We start from the raw sequence: 15370 nt of genomic DNA, 5'->3' as shown, positions 1-15370 counted from the left end.
ACGTGCGGATGATTCCCGGTCATCCCCGCCGTCGTCATGCCCATGTCACAGTCCGGGTTGGTTAGACTGGAAGCTACGGGCATTTTCCCTCGTTTTTCCACGATCAACGCCCATCAAAACGTCCATCAACAGGGCCGGAAATAGGTAAAGAACTGTACATGTCGAACTCCATACCGGGGACACCGTCCCCAGACACCGTCCCCGAGCCGCCCAACCCGCTGGATGAAGCGGCGATAACCGCCGCCGTCGACGCCGCGCTCGCCGCCATCACCGCCGCCGCTGACCTGGACGCCCTCAAGGACGTCCGCATCGCCGTCGCCGGTGACAAATCGCCGCTGAGCCTGGCCAACCGCACCATCGGTTCCCTTCCCAAGGACCAGAAGTCCGCCGCGGGCAAGCTTGTCGGACCGGCCCGCGGCCGCATCAATGCCGCGCTCGCCGCCCGCACCGTGGAACTGGAAGCCGAGCGCGACGCGCGGATCCTCGTCGAGGAAGCCGTGGATGTCACCGCGGCGCCGCGCCGCCGCCGCATGGGCGGCCGCCACCCCCTGTCCACCCTGCAGGACCGCGTCAGCGACATCTTCGTGGGCATGGGCTGGGAAATCGCCGAAGGCCCCGAGGTGGAATCCGAGTGGTTCAACTTCGACGCACTGAACTTCAAGCCGGACCATCCGGCCCGCGAAATGCAGGACACCTTCTTCGTCGAGCCGCCCGAGGCCCACCTGGTGATGCGCACGCACACCTCGCCGGTCCAGGTGCGCTCCATGCTCGAGCGCGACCTGCCGATCTACGTGCTGTGCCCGGGCAAGGTGTTCCGCACCGATGAGCTCGACGCCACCCACACTCCGGTGTTCCACCAGTTCGAGGGCCTGGCCATTGACAAGGGCCTGACCATGGCCGACCTGGTTGGCACGCTGGAGCACTTCACCCGCGTGCTCTTCGGTGATGAAGCCAAGGTACGCCTGCGCCCAAACTACTTCCCGTTCACCGAGCCCAGCGCGGAGCTGGACATCTGGCACCCCGGTGCCAAGGGTGGCCCGCGCTGGATCGAATGGGGCGGCTGCGGCATGGTCAATCCGAATGTGCTCCGCGCGGCCGGCATTGATCCCGAGGTTTATTCAGGTTTTGCCTTCGGCATGGGTATTGAGCGCGCACTGATGTTCCGCAACGAAGTGGGGGACATGCGCGACATGATCGAGGGCGATGTACGTTTCAGCGAACACTTCGGGATGGAGATCTAAGTGAGAATCCCACTTTCCTGGCTGCGCGAGTATGCCCAGGTGCCGGCGGATGCAACCGCCGAAGACGTCATGGCGGAACTGGTCAAGGTAGGCCTGGAGGAAGAGGACGTCCACCGTCCCACCGACGAGCTGTTCGGCCCCATTGTGGTGGGCGAAGTGCTCTCCATGGAGCCCGAGCCGCAGAAGAACGGCAAGACCATCAACTGGTGCACCGTCCGCGTGGTGCCCGAGGGCACCGAGCAGACCCTTACCGGCGACGGCATTGACCCCTCCGGCGTCCAGGGCATCGTCTGCGGCGCGCACAACTTCACGGTGGGGGACAAGGTTGTTGTCACCCTGCCTGGCGCCGTGCTGCCCGGAGACTTCCGGATCAGCCCGCGCAAGACCTACGGCCATGTTTCGGCCGGGATGATCGCCTCGGTGCGGGAACTGGGCATCGGCGACGACCACGACGGCATCCTGGTCCTCTCCCGCCTCGGTCTGGATCCCGAGGTTGGAACAGACGCCATGGACCTGCTCGGTCTGTATGACCAGGCAGCGGAAATCAACGTCACCCCGGACCGCGGCTACGTGTTCTCCATCCGCGGTGCCGCCCGCGAGTACGCCCACGCCACCGGAACGGCGTTCACCGACCCGGCTGACGCCGTCGTCGTGCCCGCTGTCGACGGCAAGGGTTACGGCGTGCGCCTGGAGGACAGCGCACCGATTTACGGCAAGGCCGGCTGCGACCGCTTTGTGGCCCGCACCGTCCGCGGCGTGGATCCCACCCGCCCGACGCCGCCGTGGATGGCTTCGCGGCTGCGCCTGGCCGGAATGCGCTCGATCTCGCTGATCGTGGACATTTCCAACTACGTGATGCTCGAGCTGGGCCAGCCGCTGCACTTCTATGACTTGGACAAGCTCTCCGGTGACATTGTGGTGCGCCGTGCCGCTGCGGGGGAGACCCTGAAGACGCTGGACGAGAAGGTCCGCACCCTTGATCCCGAGGACCTGCTCATCACCGACGACTCCGGTGCCATCGGCATTGCCGGCGTGATGGGCGGCGCCGCCACTGAAGTTTCGGACACCACGAGCAACATCCTGATCGAGGCGGCGCACTTCGAGGAAGTCAGCATCGGCCGCTCCCGCCGCCGGCACAAGCTGCCTTCCGAAGCGTCCAAGCGCTTTGAGCGCGGCGTGGACTGGAACATCGCCGACGTCGCCGCGCAGCGTGCCGTGGACCTGCTGACCGAGCTGGCCGGCGGCACCGCCGACGCGTCAGTGACCGACGTCGGCACCAAGCCCGAGGCCAAGGCCATCGACCTGCCGGCGGACTTCGCCTCGAAGCTGATCGGCTACGAGTTCAGCGAGGACCAGATCACCGGCACCCTCACCGCGCTGGGTGCCGAGGTGACCCGGACGGCTGCCGGTTACTCCGTGACCCCGCCGAGCTGGCGTTCGGACCTGGAAACGCGCGAGGACCTCACCGAGGAAATCATCCGCCTGGTGGGCTACGAGCACATTCCGTCCACCCTGCCCACGGCTCCTCCCGGCCGCGGCCTGACCCGGACGCAGCAGCAGCGCCGCCGCCTGCAGCAGTCGCTCGCCGCCGCCGGGCTGACCGAGGTGCTGTCCTACCCGTTTGTGACGGAAGAGGACAACAACACCTTCGGAACGCCCGACGCCGGCACCTCGCCTGCCGCGCTCAAGCTGGCGAACCCGCTCAGCGCCGAATTCGGCTACCTGCGCACCTCGGTGCTGCCGGGGCTGTTCGAGGTGGCCCAGCGGAATCTCTCGCGCGGCTTCCGCGACCTGGCGCTGTTCGAAGCCGGAGCGGTCTTCCTGCCTGGGAACCAGCTGGGCACCGAGTCGATTCCCCCGCTGGGGGTGAAGCCGTCCGAGGACGTCCTTGACTCGCTGTACGAGGGAGTTCCGGACCAGCCGCTGCATATTGGCGTGCTGTTCACCGGCCACGAGTCGCAGCCCGGCGCCGGTTTTGTGCCGCGCGCCTGGGATTGGGCCGACGCCGTCGACACCGCCCGCCTGATGGGAGATGTGCTGGGCGTGGAACTGGTGGTGAGCCAGGGCGAGCACCAGGCCTTCCATCCGGGCCGCACCGCCAAGCTGTCGCTGCGCAGCGGCGAGACCGTGGGCTACGCCGGTGAACTTCATCCGAAGCTGCTCGCGGCCCGGGACCTGCCGGCACGCACCGTGGCTTTGGAACTGGACGCCGACGCGCTGTTCGACGCCGCCCCCGAAGTGATTGTGGCCCGCGAGATTTCCTCGTTCCCGGCCACCACGCAGGACGTGGCGCTGGTGGTGGAAGCCGGCATTCCGGCCGAGACCGTGTTGGAAACCCTGCGCGAAGGCGCCGGGGAGCTGCTCGAAGACATCTCGCTGTTTGATGTCTACGCCGGCAAGGGGATTGAGGAGGGGCACAAGTCCCTGGCCTTTGCCCTGCGCTTCCGCGCGCCGGACCGGACCCTGACCGCCGATGAGGCCTCGGAGTCCCGGGCCGCCGCCGTCGCGCTGGCCGCCGAACGGTTTGGCGCCGTCCAGCGCTAACCCCGCTTCACCAGCAGCAGGACCCGTCCGGATTCCGGACGGGTCCTGCTGCTTTTCCGTCTCTTCCCCAACAGCAGTTATTGGCTGAAGGTCCGCTGAAATCGGATAGTTCTGGGCAGCCGGCGCCTCCACAGTGGAAGGAACCAAAAACACTGACCTGAGGTGGACGAATGTTGGTTGAGAGCAAGACCGATCGGCCGGCCGCATCCCCGGGCCAGCCCGGAGGCAGGGAGGCTTCGGGTCTCCGCTCGTTTATGCGGCATTGGGAAACGGGAACCTGTGTGGTGACGACCGCGGCGCGCGGGAAGCGGGCGGGCCTGGTGGTGAACAGTTTCACCTCCGTTTCCCTGGAACCTGCGTTGGTTTCCTGGTGCGTGGACAAAGCATCCACAAGCTTTGCCGTCTGGATGGAGACAGAGAATTTCTCAGTCCATCTTTTGGGCCCCACAACAGCCCACCACATTCCGAGGTTTGTTCAACGGGGGGTGGATAAATTTGCCGGACTCGACCTCTCGGCCGGTACCACCGGTTCTCCCGCACTGACGGATGTGCCGCTCCGCCTCGATTGCCGGATATGGGACCGGTACGAGGGCGGAGACCACATCATCATGGTGGGCGCCGTCCACCACATAGCCCAGCCAGACCCCTCCCTGCACTTTGAGGGTCCGGGGGACTCCTAAGTATTTTCGCTGTTGCCTGCCCAAGCCGCGTCCACAAACCCAGAAAGAGATCTCATGCACCCCATGAACCGGAAAGACCACTTCAAGCTAGGCCTGTTCTCCTCAAACTGCTCAGGCGGACTGGCCGCCACCAAGATAGAGGAGCGTTGGGGCGCCACTTGGGAGGAGAACCTCCGCATGGCTCAGATTGCCGATAAAGCGGGAATCGACTTCCTGCTGCCTATTGCACGATGGATCGGATACAAGGGCGAAACGAACTTCCACGGGTCCGTACTGGAGCCTATTCCGTGGGCTGCGGCACTGCTGGCATCCACCGAGCGGATCTCCGTCTTCTCCACGGTGCACACGGCGTTCAACCACCCCCTGGTGACGGCCAAGCAGATTGCGACCCTGGATGCCATTGGCGGCGGCCGCGCAGGATTGAACATCGTGGCGGGCTGGAACCAGCCGGAATACGAAACCATGGGCGTGGATATGGCCGACGCCCATGATGACCGGTACGGATTTGCCCAGGAATGGTGGGACGTCGTGCGGGAAGCATGGGAAAGAGACGAGATTTTTGATTTCGAAGGCAAATTTTTCAACCTCAAGCACGTTGAAGCGCTGCCCAAGCCGGCGGGCGGCAGGGTTCCCATCCTGAACGCCGGATCCTCGTCCCAGGGCCGGAACTTCGCCGGCCGGAATTCCGATTTTGTCTTCACCATCGTCACCGGGCCCGAAGACGGAGAAGGAATTGTCCGGTCCGTCAAGGCAAAGGCGCTGGAGGACCACCAGCGCGACGTCGGGGTGCTGACGCTCAGCCACGCGGTGTGCCGTCCCACCCGCCGGGAGGCCGAAGACTACCTGCACTACTATGCCGAGGAGAACGCCGACTGGGGCGCGGTGGATTACCTCATGAACCTTCAGGGGCTGCATGCGGAATCTTTCACCAAGGAGATGCTGACGACCATGAGGGCACGTTTTGCCTCAGGCCACGGATCCTGCCCGCTCGTGGGAACCCCTGACGACGTTGCTGTGGAAATCGCACGCTTCGCCAAGGCAGGCTTCGACGGCATGAGCCTGGCCTTTGTTGATTACGCCGGCGAGCTGGAGTATTTCGCACAGGAAGTGCTTCCGCGGCTGGAACGCCTCGGCGTGCGGCAGCCGGTTGAAAGCATGGCGGGATAGCCGTCTATAGAGGAAATATTTCGACCGTTGAATAATCTATACACAAGTTCCCTGGCTGGCCTAGACTCAGGTCTAAAGCCTAAGAGAGGGCATGTGGATGGGAGCAGTCGGCACTGACGTGCGCAGCGGGGCGGGGCCGGAACCCCTGGCTGCGCACCCGCTGGCACGCAGCACATCGGCAGCCGTTGTACGGGAAGCGGTCAACAGCCTGACCGCTGAGCAGCACCTGCTGGTCCCGCACCAGGGACGGAGCATCGACGGAACAGTCAACGGGCTCCGGGTCGGTGCCGTAAGCATGGTCTACGTGGCTTACGGCACCGGCGTGACGATCGTGAGCCCTCCCTCGGGCCAGCGGGCGGTGCTTGTTATTCCACGGGGTCCCATGCTCGTGCAGTCAGGCGGCAACAAATGGGTTGCCACCACTCCCTTTGCCCTGAGCTCGCACCACCAGACCAAGATGGTCCCGGACCCCGGCCGCGGCGCGGTCATAGGGGCCGTGGACACCGCTGTTCTGGAACGCCATCTGTCTGCATTCTCGCAACGGCTCCTGGTAAGGCCCATATCCCTGTCCAGCAGCGTTCCGCTCCAGCTTGTCCGCTCATCGATGGTCACGCACACCTGGCTTGACGCGTGCGCTGAGCTGGACCGGGACACGGCGCCTCAGGGCCCGGGATGGATCGAAAACGTACTGCTGGCCACCATGGCGGCCGGCTTGGCGCCCTTCCTGGAGCCATCCTTCGCACCGCTGCCGGAACATGGAATCCCGCCCTACGTTGAGCTGGCGTGCCGGTATTTTGAACGGAATCTTAGTGGAGCTGTCTCCCTGGATGTCGTGGCCGCCGCCGTCGGCATCAGCACGCGGCAGCTGCATGCGGCCTTCCGGCACCATCTGGGACAGACCCCGGCGCAGGTTCTCCGCGACATGAGACTGGCGCGGGCGCGGCGGCAGCTGGAGGCGCCGGCTTCCACGAGGATCTCCGTGGCGGCCGCGGCCCATGACGCTGGGTTTTCCCATCTTGGAAGATTTTCCGCCTATTACACGCGGAAGTACCAGGAATCACCGTCTGCGACGATCCAAAGGGTGCGTTCCGAAGCCAAGAATCCCGGGCAGCAGTAACAGGTTGGCGGGGAACAGCCCACCCTCAGAACGGTGAGTGCATGAGGATGGCCGCGCAGCGGCGGTCAGCGGCCGCCCTTGGCCGTGTAGTCCGCTCCGTCGTAGTGCACGTTCAGCGTGTTGATGACGCCGTCGCCAAAGGTGAAGAACTCCGCAAAGCGAACCGTCCCGCCGGGCATCTCGGCCTCGTACAGGACGGCCGAACCCGCATCGTCATGAACGTCCCGGATGATATCGATGCCGCGTACGGTTCCGATGAGGCCGATGACCCCCTGGAGAAATCCCTCCTTGGCGTCAGGGACGTGGCCGGCTATGGACCCGGTGAAATCGAGCCGGTCCGAGAGAAGTCCGCGGAGTGCCTGGACGTCGCCGAAGGCCTTCAGCCCGGCGGTCAGGACGCGGAAATACTCCTGCGGCACAGGCGGGGCTGACGGCAGCAGATTGTCGGACATGGCTACTCCTGTGGATCCCGGCGCTGGACAGGCACCCGGCGGACAGGCCTCGTCCGCCGGGTGCCGAGAATACTCATCCGCACCGGGTCCAAAGGGTAGACGGCTGCTTAGCCGGGAAAGCATGCCCTCACGGAGGTCAGTGTCCCTGGAACGCCTCGGCGAGCCACCAGGATCCGCCGTCGGACGCGATTTTCGCATCGATCACCAGCGGATGGTCCTGATGACCATCCTCGTAAGCTGCGATCCATGCCTTGACGGCGTCCAGGTCATCCACCGTGCGCACCGTGACCGCTTCAGCACCGAACCCCCGGGCAACGGCGGCAATATCCGTCTCCGGAAAGGTGACACTGCCAAGGTCAACGTTCTCGCTGCCGTGGCCAAAGTGGTGTACTTCGGCGCCGTAGGCTGCGTCGTTGTACACGATGCAGACCAGGGGCAGGCGGAGACGGACAGCTGTCTCCAGCTCACTGATTCCCATCAGGAATCCGCCGTCGCCGGCCCCCAGGACCGGCAGCCGGTCAGGCTGCGCCAGAGCCGCTCCAATAGCCGTGTAAAGCCCGAGGCCGACGGCCTGAAAGGCCTGCGTGAAGCAGAAACCGAACTCGTCCGGCACCGCCAGATACTGACTCGGGTAACCCATGAAGTTTCCGGAGTCCACCGACACGATGCGCTCGGCCGGAAGCAGGGTATCGAGCTCGCGGCTCAGGACCCGGGGATCGATCAGCGAGGACGTGGAGAGGTCGGGTGTTTCCACGTCCCGCCACCGGGAGGTCTGTTCGATGAGCTGCGCGTTTTCCGGCGTGCGGTACTTCTGTGCGGGCGCCGGCTGCTCCTGCTGCAGCAGCTGCAGGGCGTCTTCGGCTGTCAGCGCCGCATCGCCGAGCACGCCCAGGGAAACCGGCCGGTTGGCCCCGAGGGATGCGTCCTCGACGTCGTTTTGGACCACTTTGGCCTCGGCAGAGATGAGCCTGCCGTGCCGCATGGTCCACATATTCAGGGTGCATCCCCAGCCAATGATGAGATCGGCGCCGGAGATGAGTTCGGCTGTCGCCGGAGAGGAGAAGCCACCGGAGATGCCCAGATTGAAGGTTTCGCCGTTGAACAGCCCGTTAGCCACAGCGGAGGTGGCCACGAGGGCCCCACAGTGCCCGGCTAGGGCGAGAATCTCCTCCCGGGCTCCCCGTCCGCCGCGTCCGGCAACAAAGACCGGGCGCTTCGCGTCCCGCAGCAGGCGGACGAGCTGGTGAACGCCGTCGGGATCCGGACGCAGACGGGCGGGCGCCTGCAGCTGGATTTTTTCGACGGGGGTCGGCGCCTGCGTCTTCTGCACGTCCAGCGGCAGGCTCAGGACAACCGTCCGGCGTTCGTTGAGGGCGGTGCGGAAGGCCCGCACGGTGTCAGCGACAGCGGATTCAGCCGAGTGGATCCGCTCCGCGACGGCGCCGACGCTGCGGGCCAGCGCATCCTGGTCTATCTTGAAGTTCGAGCGCACCGCCGCGCCCTGGGTGTCGGCCGTCAGAACGATCAGCGGCGTCCGGCTCTTGGCCGCCTCTCCAATTCCGGTCACGGCATTGGTGAGCCCGCAGCCCTGGTGCGTGCTGACCACTCCAACCTTGTTGGACATCCGTGCGTAGGCGTCCGCCATGGTTGCGGCACCGCCTTCGTGGCGGGCGGCGGTGAACGGTATCCCGGCGGCGCGCAGCGCATTGACGACCTCGAAGTTCCCGCTGCCCACTACTCCAAAAACATGTCCGACGCCGAGTTCGGCCAGGGTCTGCCCGACGAGGGCGGACACGGGCATTGTTTCGCTCATCGGGCCTCCACGAGGGCGAAGACCCGGGCCGGGCTTCCGGTGCCGCCGACAATCGGCAGCGGCGCAACAATCAGGGTGGCCCCGGTCACCGGCAGCTTGTCGACCTGGCGGAGGGACGTAATCCCGTACTTGTCCGCTCCCAGCAGGAACGAGTGGACGGGGAACATGGGATCGAAGCCTGCTGCCTGACCCGCGTCAATGCCCACGGTTTCCACCCCGAAACCGCTGATGCGCCCGTTCGCCGCAATCCAGCGTGCACCCGCCGGTGAGACCCCCGGCGTGTGGGGCCCGGCGTCGTCGGCGTTAACGAAGTCGGCGGGATTACCGCCCCGCGCCGACCAGCCCGTGCGGAAGATGACCCAGCAGTTCTCCGGGAGCGGGCCGTTCTCTTCCTCCCACTGCTCAAAGTGCTCAGGCTCGAGGAGGAAATCCGGGTTGGCGGCAACGTCAGCGGTTTTGTCGATGACGACGGCGGGTCCAATGAGGCGTGCCGGTTCAATCTGGTCCACCGATTTGCCGTCACGGCCGGAGATCCAGTGCACCGGAGCATCCAGATGGGTGCCGGCGTGCTCTCCCATGGTCAGGTCATTCCAAGCCCAGGCGGGTCCGGCGTCGTCGAAGCTGCTCACTGCGGAGAGACTCAGTCCCACGGTGTTGGCGAAAGGTTCCGGGAGATTGAGGATGGGGGTGTCCCTGCTCAGCGGTGTCGTCAGGTCCAGGACTTCCACCGACTTTTCCCCAAGTGCCATCGTCAGTTTCTCTACTACGGACATAACTCTCCTATCGGGTTGGCTTCCTTCGCAAAATGCGGGTGAGGCGGGGCCGGCGTCATCCATGAGGCTTATCCGGTGAAAATGAGTCTAACCACACCGGACGAAATTCGTATCGTTTTATTTGCGATCGAAACATTTGCTCTAGATCGCGTCGCAAAGCCCGCGCCGTCCCGCCGCGGGCCTGCTGCGCAAGCGTGGCCGCATGAGGTAATAGTGGGCCATGAGCAATCAGCGGGAGCTGTGGGACAGGGAAGCCGCCCAAAGTTACGACACCCCGGGGGAGGGGATGTTTTCTCCCGGAGTCATAGGTCCAACAGTGGAGGTGCTGACCCAGCTGGCTGCCGGTGGTCCGGCCGTGGAGTTTGCCATTGGCACGGGGAGGATCGCCATTCCTCTCGCCGACGCCGGCGTTGCCGTCAGCGGGATCGAACTCTCCCACGCCATGATTGCCCGGCTGCGCGAGAAGGTGGAGGAGGGCCGGATTCCCGTGGTGCAGGGCGACATGGCCGAGGCTCTGGCGGGAACCGGCTTTTCTTTGGCATTCCTGGCGTTCAACACGATCGCCAACCTGTTGACGCAGGATGATCAAGTCCGCTGTTTCCAGAATGCGGCCCGCCACCTCGCACCCGGCGGGCGCTTCGTCGTCGAGCTTTGGGTCCCGCAACTGCGCTCGCTTCCACCCGGGCACGGTGCCACGGTGGAGATCAGCGAACCCGGGTACCTTCTCATTGACACCTATGACGTGGTGCAGCAGCACGTCATCTCGCACCACGTGCGATTTGGCCCGGAGCTTTCCGACGGCGGGGCAGCGCGGATCGGCCGCACACCGCACCGCTACGTGTGGCCGGCTGAACTGGACCTGATGGCGCGGTTGGCCGGGTTCGTGCGGGAATCCAGGTGGGCGGACTGGGACCGCAGTCCGTTCACTGACCAGTCGCGCAGCCACGTAACGGTGTACCGGCTTGGCGCAGACTAATTCAGGCGGTTGCTTCGCGGAGGGGAGTGAGGGGCTGGACCAGTTGGCCGCTCCGGGATTCAACCCTGTTTTCCGGTTCAGCAGGAAGTCCTGGCCGCCCCCAGATCCAGGGGCTTGAGCAGCGAGGAGAAACCCCACCGCCTGGAGTCGGCGCAAAAGTCCAGTTCCCCCTCGTACTCGACGTGCAGCACGGCTTTGCCGGCGTCCGTAAAGGGCTTGTACAGGGCGCATTCGTCGTAGCGGACGCATTCCTCGTTGACGGCGAAGTCGAAGTCCTTCACCAGCTCCGGAATCTGGGCCACATCATTCTTGAGCGCAACGGACATGCCGCGGGCATGCGCCAGCTCAGCCACTGCCCGGTTGTAGGTGAGCTGGTCCTGCGCGGAAAGGGGAAACCCCGTGTCGTTGAGGTAGCCGTCAAGGTTGTCGGGTTCCACGGCGTCAAAGCCCTTGGCGGCGCAGATGTCCATGCGCTCCGCCACGAGGGGCAGCAGAATGTCAGTGCGCCGGATGTCGAGCCACCGTTCGTCCGGCCAGCCGTCCATGACATCGCCGCGGACGGACGACGGGAAATCACCGGCGTCACTGCGGAAATCCTCCCAGGACCCGGCGGACAGGTAGCAGATGGTGCGCCGTCCCCGCTGGCGCAGGGTGGCGACTTCGGTTCCCGTGGCTGTTTCGTAGTCAACGTCAAAAATCTCGGCATCAACGGTCAGGTCCAGGACGCCGCTGAGCTGCCACTGCCAGCCGGCACCCGGATCAGGCTGCCAGTAGGGCGTGCCGGGCTGCTCATCCGCCGGTGCCGGGGGACCGGCAGGTACGGAACCATGAGCCGTGGGGAGAGGACCCTGGGCGCAGGAGACAAGCGCCAGCGCGAGAAGCCCGGCGGCAAGACCCGGCCAGCGAGCCTTCACGTGCCGTCCCGGGAAAGGCCGGCCAGGAGCCGGTCCGAAACCGCTGTCGGGGGTCCCAGCCAGGGATTGGGCAAGGAACGGTCAGTGGCGAAAACATGCCCGGCGCCGCGGCGGGCCGCCGTGCGGCGGACCTCCTCAGTACCTTCGGGCGCGCAGTTGTACACGAGATGCCAGAGCCGGGACGGTGGGACCTCCCGTGCCCAGCCGGGATGTTCGAAACCTGCGTAATCCTGGGCGGTTCCCTCGAAGACGGCGGTCACGTCGAACAGCTCCAGATGGGCGGGAGACGGGAACACTCCCGGGTTGGCGGCCAGGAACGTGATGCCCGCAGCTCGGGCAACCGCCGCGTATTCGGCGCACCGGCCAAGACTCAGTGCAGAGGTGGGAAGCTCATCAAGCATGATTCCGCCGATCGGGTAGAGCCTTTGCCACAGGGCTATTTCGCGGGCCACATCGGCAACGGGCCGGTTGCCGTAGTCCACCGCGACATAGCCTAGCGTCCGGAGGCCGGCAAGCCAGGCCATGGCCTGCGGATAATACGCATCGTCTTCGCTGCCCGGACCATTGTGGACGTTTACCACTGCGAAGGAGACGTCCCGGTGCCGGGTGGCGAGCCAGGCCCAATCCTGCGGAGCTGCGGCGGGATGCACATACCAGGGAAGCGCGAGCCGGCTCACGGTCATGCGTAGGCCCTGGGGTCCGAAACCCGCGCCAGCAGCACTGCAATGCCGGCGATGAGGAAGACCATGGCCACGAGCATGCCGGCCATGTTTCCGACTGCCACCCAGGCCGCTGCGGCCATGAAGGCCGCCCCAGCGAAAACCACTCCGCCCCGGGGCAGTCCGAAGGCTGCCAGTGTGGTGGCCGTCGTGGCCAGCGCGCTGAAGGCCGCGGCGACAATCACGGTGACGGCGGCCCTGTTGTCCTCGACCAGAAAAATGACAACGAGGATGGAGACCGATGCCGAGATGACCACGATGGCGGCGGACATCACGACGGTGAGGGCACGTGCGTGCCGGGCGGCGTGCCGGAGCAGGGGTGTCCGGTTGGAGGACCACACCAGCCGTTGGCGCATCAGGACCAGGGCCGGGTCCGTGGCGGCGGCGGCGATGACGGTCGCCACAACCAGGGCCGTTCCTTCCCAGGCCGGCAGCCGGGTCAGCGCGAGGGTCAAGGCAGCAGCCAGGAACCCGGCCTGGGCCGCAGGGGGAAGGGCGGCCCGCCAGTCATTCCGGTCCAGGGTGCGGGGTTCGCTGACGGTGCGCAGATGTTTGATCAAGGCCCAGGTGACTGCTGCTATGGCGAGGATGGCCACAGCCAGGACAATGGCCGGCGCGGCCTGATGGGCCAGCGCCAGCGCCAGGAGCACTGCGGCGACGGCGCTGCCGAGGACGGTGAGCAGATACCGTGAGCGGCCCAGGATGACCAGCATCGACACCGCGCAGGAGTACCAGCACCAGGCCATGATGAGGCCGGCCATGGTGACGTCGTGGCGCGGCATTAGCAGCAGGACCGCCAGCAGGCCGGTCAGCCCCAGCATGACGAGCAGGGCGGCGCCTGTCCCTCGGGCGATGCCGCGGTTCAGCTGGCCTGCGCCGGCGTGCGCCCAGACAATCCCGGAGATCGACTGTCCCGCCACCCAGGCGCTGATCCCGGCAACGAGGACTTCACGGGTGTTGGCTGCCATCACGGTTGCGGTGAGGCCGCCCAGGACCGCGCCGAGGATGAGGACTGCTGCACGGCGAACCGCGTCCAGCAGCGGGTCCCGGCCAAGCCATCCCTCCGGTATCCGGGCAGCCTGCGCAGAATCGCGCACCTGGACCAGCGACTGTGCGTATTCGAAGACATCGATGGCCCCGTGGTGCCGGCGCACCGTGCGGTCGCTGATGCCGGAGGCTTCCAGCCGCGCCGTGATCTCAAGTGCGTCGACGGCGCCCACTGCGAGGCGTTCATTGGCGAACACCGGTGCCGATTCTCCGGAGGCGGGCATTATGACGCTGTCGGCGCTCATGCTGACAGCTCCAGCCCGGAGGTGCCGGCACCCGCGGATGCTGCTTCGGTCAGACGGGCGGCATGGCGTGGCACCGGCTCGAAGGGCCGACGGGAATAGGCTGCGGCGTATGCCTCCCGGTACTGGGCAAGGCACCGCTCCAGGGTGAATTCGGCCAGCGCCCGCCGTCTTGCAGCGGCGCCCATGGAGGCCCGCAGCTCATCGTTGCACAACAGCGTGACACAGGCGTCAGCAAAAGCCACGTGATCCCGGGCGGCGACCAGGAGCCCCGTTGTCTGGTGCTCGTCGAGGCATTCCGAGACACCTCCGACGTCGGTGTTGACCGTGGCCCGGCCGCACATCATGGCTTCAATCACGGTGAAGGGCAGTCCCTCCGAAACGCTGGACAGGGCCACCACATGTCCGGCCTCGATGGCAGGACGGCTGCCCTTGCTGGGGCCCTCCCAAAACACTGCATCAGTGATGCCAAGCGTCCGGGCAAGAGCCACCAGCATGGCCTTATATCCCTCGTTCTCCACCGGAGTGGGACCAAAGATGCGCAACTGGGCGGCCGGCACCCGCTCCCGAACCAGGGCGAAGGCAGAGAGAAGAGTCTCCAGATCCTTGAGCGGATCAATCCGTCCCACAAAACTGATGGTCGGAACCGCGGGTTCGCTGGTGACGGGCGGAAACTTTGCGGGATCAACACCGTTGGAAATGGTCTGGATCCTGACCGGAAGGGCCCCCAGCCTGCGTTCCCACCGCGCATTGAACTGATTCACGGGGAGAACCAGATGGGCATGCACATGAACAACCTGGCAGAGTCTGCGCAGGAAGGCGGTCACGGTGCGCCGCACCGGCCAGGAGAGATTTGCGCCGTGCAGGGCGAGATAGCGCTCGCGGAGGTACACCCCGTGCTCCGTCAGCAGGATCGGGGTGCCGTTCCGCCATGAATGCGCGAGCGCCAGCAGGGAGGAGGGGCCGTTGCTCGAGGCATGGATGACATCCACCTCGCCCAGCTGATGATCGATGAGGGCCAGGGCGCGGTCCACAATTCCGGCCGCCATGACGGCGTCAGCGACGGACATAGGGGCCTCACCCGGGGCCAGGCAGTGGCGTGCCCACGCGCTGAGGATTGGGGCAACGGATCCCCGGGCCGCCAGTGAGTGGGCAAGTCCGATCCGGTCGCTGATGCCGGTGAGCTGCTTCAGGGCGCCGGTGGTCCGTTCCACGGGACGCGCATCATCAGGACCCAGTGCGGCATCCCAAAGTTCAGCGAGGGCGTCCTGTGTGGAGTCAATCCACGCACGGCGCCGCGGCCCGGGACGGAGCGGAGACGCAACGGGTCCCCATACCGGGATCATGCGGACAGCGCGGACATTCGGAGGCATATCCCAGACCGCCTTGCCGACCCCGCTTCCGGTCAATGCCACAACATCAAAGGTGTGGTCGGGCAGGCCGTTCAGCAGCTGGTCGCACCAGGTGCTGACCCCTCCGGTGACGATGGGGTAGGTTCCCTCGGTAATCAGGGCCACCCGCACCCGATGAGGGTCCGCCCGATGGCGGGCAGGGTGGGGTCCTGCACTACCTCCCGGCAGTGAGCGGGGCGGCAGGGCATGGGGCAGCAGTGAATGGGGGAGCGAACGCGGGGCTGAGCGGGGGCAGGCGGGCATTTCGAGACCTTCTAACGGACCGACGGGAAT

Annotated in this window: 13 protein-coding genes; 6 read left to right on the top strand and 7 right to left on the bottom strand. The window is 65.8% G+C overall.

All coding sequences use genetic code 11. The features are described 5' to 3' along the window. Window positions 1-158 precede the first annotated feature (158 nt). The 5 genes from pheS (at window position 159) to AAE021_RS09340 (ending at window position 6749) form a co-directional block, all read left to right on the top strand. A complete protein-coding gene (gene pheS / locus AAE021_RS09360) occupies window positions 159-1241 on the top strand; it encodes a phenylalanine--tRNA ligase subunit alpha (protein ID WP_152221521.1) in 1083 nt (360 codons plus the stop codon). Further along, on the top strand, window positions 1242-3785 hold the full coding sequence (gene pheT, locus AAE021_RS09355; RefSeq protein WP_342022079.1) for a phenylalanine--tRNA ligase subunit beta: 2544 nt from the start codon (window positions 1242-1244) through the stop codon (window positions 3783-3785). A gap of 170 nt (window positions 3786-3955) precedes the next feature. Then, window positions 3956-4465 carry a flavin reductase family protein gene (locus AAE021_RS09350; RefSeq protein WP_342022078.1) on the top strand — a complete coding sequence of 170 codons (510 nt, stop codon included), beginning with the start codon at window positions 3956-3958 and terminating at the stop codon, window positions 4463-4465. 54 nt (window positions 4466-4519) lie between these two features. After that, a complete protein-coding gene (locus tag AAE021_RS09345) occupies window positions 4520-5632 on the top strand; it encodes an LLM class flavin-dependent oxidoreductase (protein WP_342022077.1) in 1113 nt (370 codons plus the stop codon). A 97-nt stretch (window positions 5633-5729) separates the two neighbouring features. Continuing rightward, window positions 5730-6749, top strand: coding sequence for a helix-turn-helix transcriptional regulator (locus AAE021_RS09340; protein ID WP_342022076.1), 1020 nt, complete (start codon window positions 5730-5732; stop codon window positions 6747-6749). Between the two features lie 65 nt (window positions 6750-6814). On the opposite strand, the gene AAE021_RS09335 is transcribed toward AAE021_RS09340, so the two are convergent. From AAE021_RS09335 to AAE021_RS09325, 3 genes are all read right to left on the bottom strand, one after another. Then, window positions 6815-7201, bottom strand: a complete 387-nt coding sequence (locus tag AAE021_RS09335) for a hypothetical protein (protein WP_342022075.1) — start codon at window positions 7199-7201, stop codon at window positions 6815-6817. Between the two features lie 136 nt (window positions 7202-7337). Next, the gene (locus AAE021_RS09330) at window positions 7338-9014 is read right to left on the bottom strand and encodes a thiamine pyrophosphate-binding protein (RefSeq protein ID WP_342022074.1); all 1677 of its coding nucleotides are present in this window, start codon (window positions 9012-9014) and stop codon (window positions 7338-7340) included. Beyond that, complete coding sequence (locus tag AAE021_RS09325; protein WP_342022073.1) at window positions 9011-9787, bottom strand: cyclase family protein; 777 nt, start codon at window positions 9785-9787, stop codon at window positions 9011-9013. The genes AAE021_RS09330 and AAE021_RS09325 overlap by 4 nt, the downstream gene beginning before the upstream one ends. A 220-nt stretch (window positions 9788-10007) precedes the next feature. Between AAE021_RS09325 and AAE021_RS09320 the strand changes: the two genes are divergently transcribed. Further along, window positions 10008-10763: a class I SAM-dependent methyltransferase gene (locus AAE021_RS09320; protein WP_342022072.1), complete on the top strand. Its 756-nt coding sequence runs from the start codon at window positions 10008-10010 to the stop codon at window positions 10761-10763. 77 nt (window positions 10764-10840) lie between these two features. On the opposite strand, the gene AAE021_RS09315 is transcribed toward AAE021_RS09320, so the two are convergent. Genes AAE021_RS09315 through pelF form a run of 4 tightly spaced genes read right to left on the bottom strand, consistent with a single transcriptional unit; the run spans window position 10841 to window position 15202 of the window. After that, entirely contained in the window at window positions 10841-11677 is an 837-nt protein-coding gene (locus AAE021_RS09315) for an endo alpha-1,4 polygalactosaminidase (RefSeq protein WP_342022071.1), read from the bottom strand. Continuing rightward, a complete protein-coding gene (locus AAE021_RS09310; protein WP_342022070.1) occupies window positions 11674-12360 on the bottom strand; it encodes a spherulation-specific family 4 protein in 687 nt (228 codons plus the stop codon). Before AAE021_RS09310 ends, AAE021_RS09315 begins: the two co-directional genes overlap by 4 nt. After that, the gene (locus AAE021_RS09305) at window positions 12357-13688 is read right to left on the bottom strand and encodes a hypothetical protein (RefSeq protein WP_342022069.1); all 1332 of its coding nucleotides are present in this window, start codon (window positions 13686-13688) and stop codon (window positions 12357-12359) included. Before AAE021_RS09305 ends, AAE021_RS09310 begins: the two co-directional genes overlap by 4 nt. Beyond that, the gene (gene pelF, locus AAE021_RS09300) at window positions 13685-15202 is read right to left on the bottom strand and encodes a GT4 family glycosyltransferase PelF (RefSeq protein WP_342022068.1); all 1518 of its coding nucleotides are present in this window, start codon (window positions 15200-15202) and stop codon (window positions 13685-13687) included. Before pelF ends, AAE021_RS09305 begins: the two co-directional genes overlap by 4 nt. Between the last annotated feature and the right edge of the window lie 168 nt (window positions 15203-15370).

The organism is Arthrobacter citreus, assembly GCF_038405225.1.
Lineage (GTDB): Bacteria > Actinomycetota > Actinomycetes > Actinomycetales > Micrococcaceae > Arthrobacter_B > Arthrobacter_B citreus_A.
This window is presented reverse-complemented; position numbering and strand designations above follow the sequence as displayed.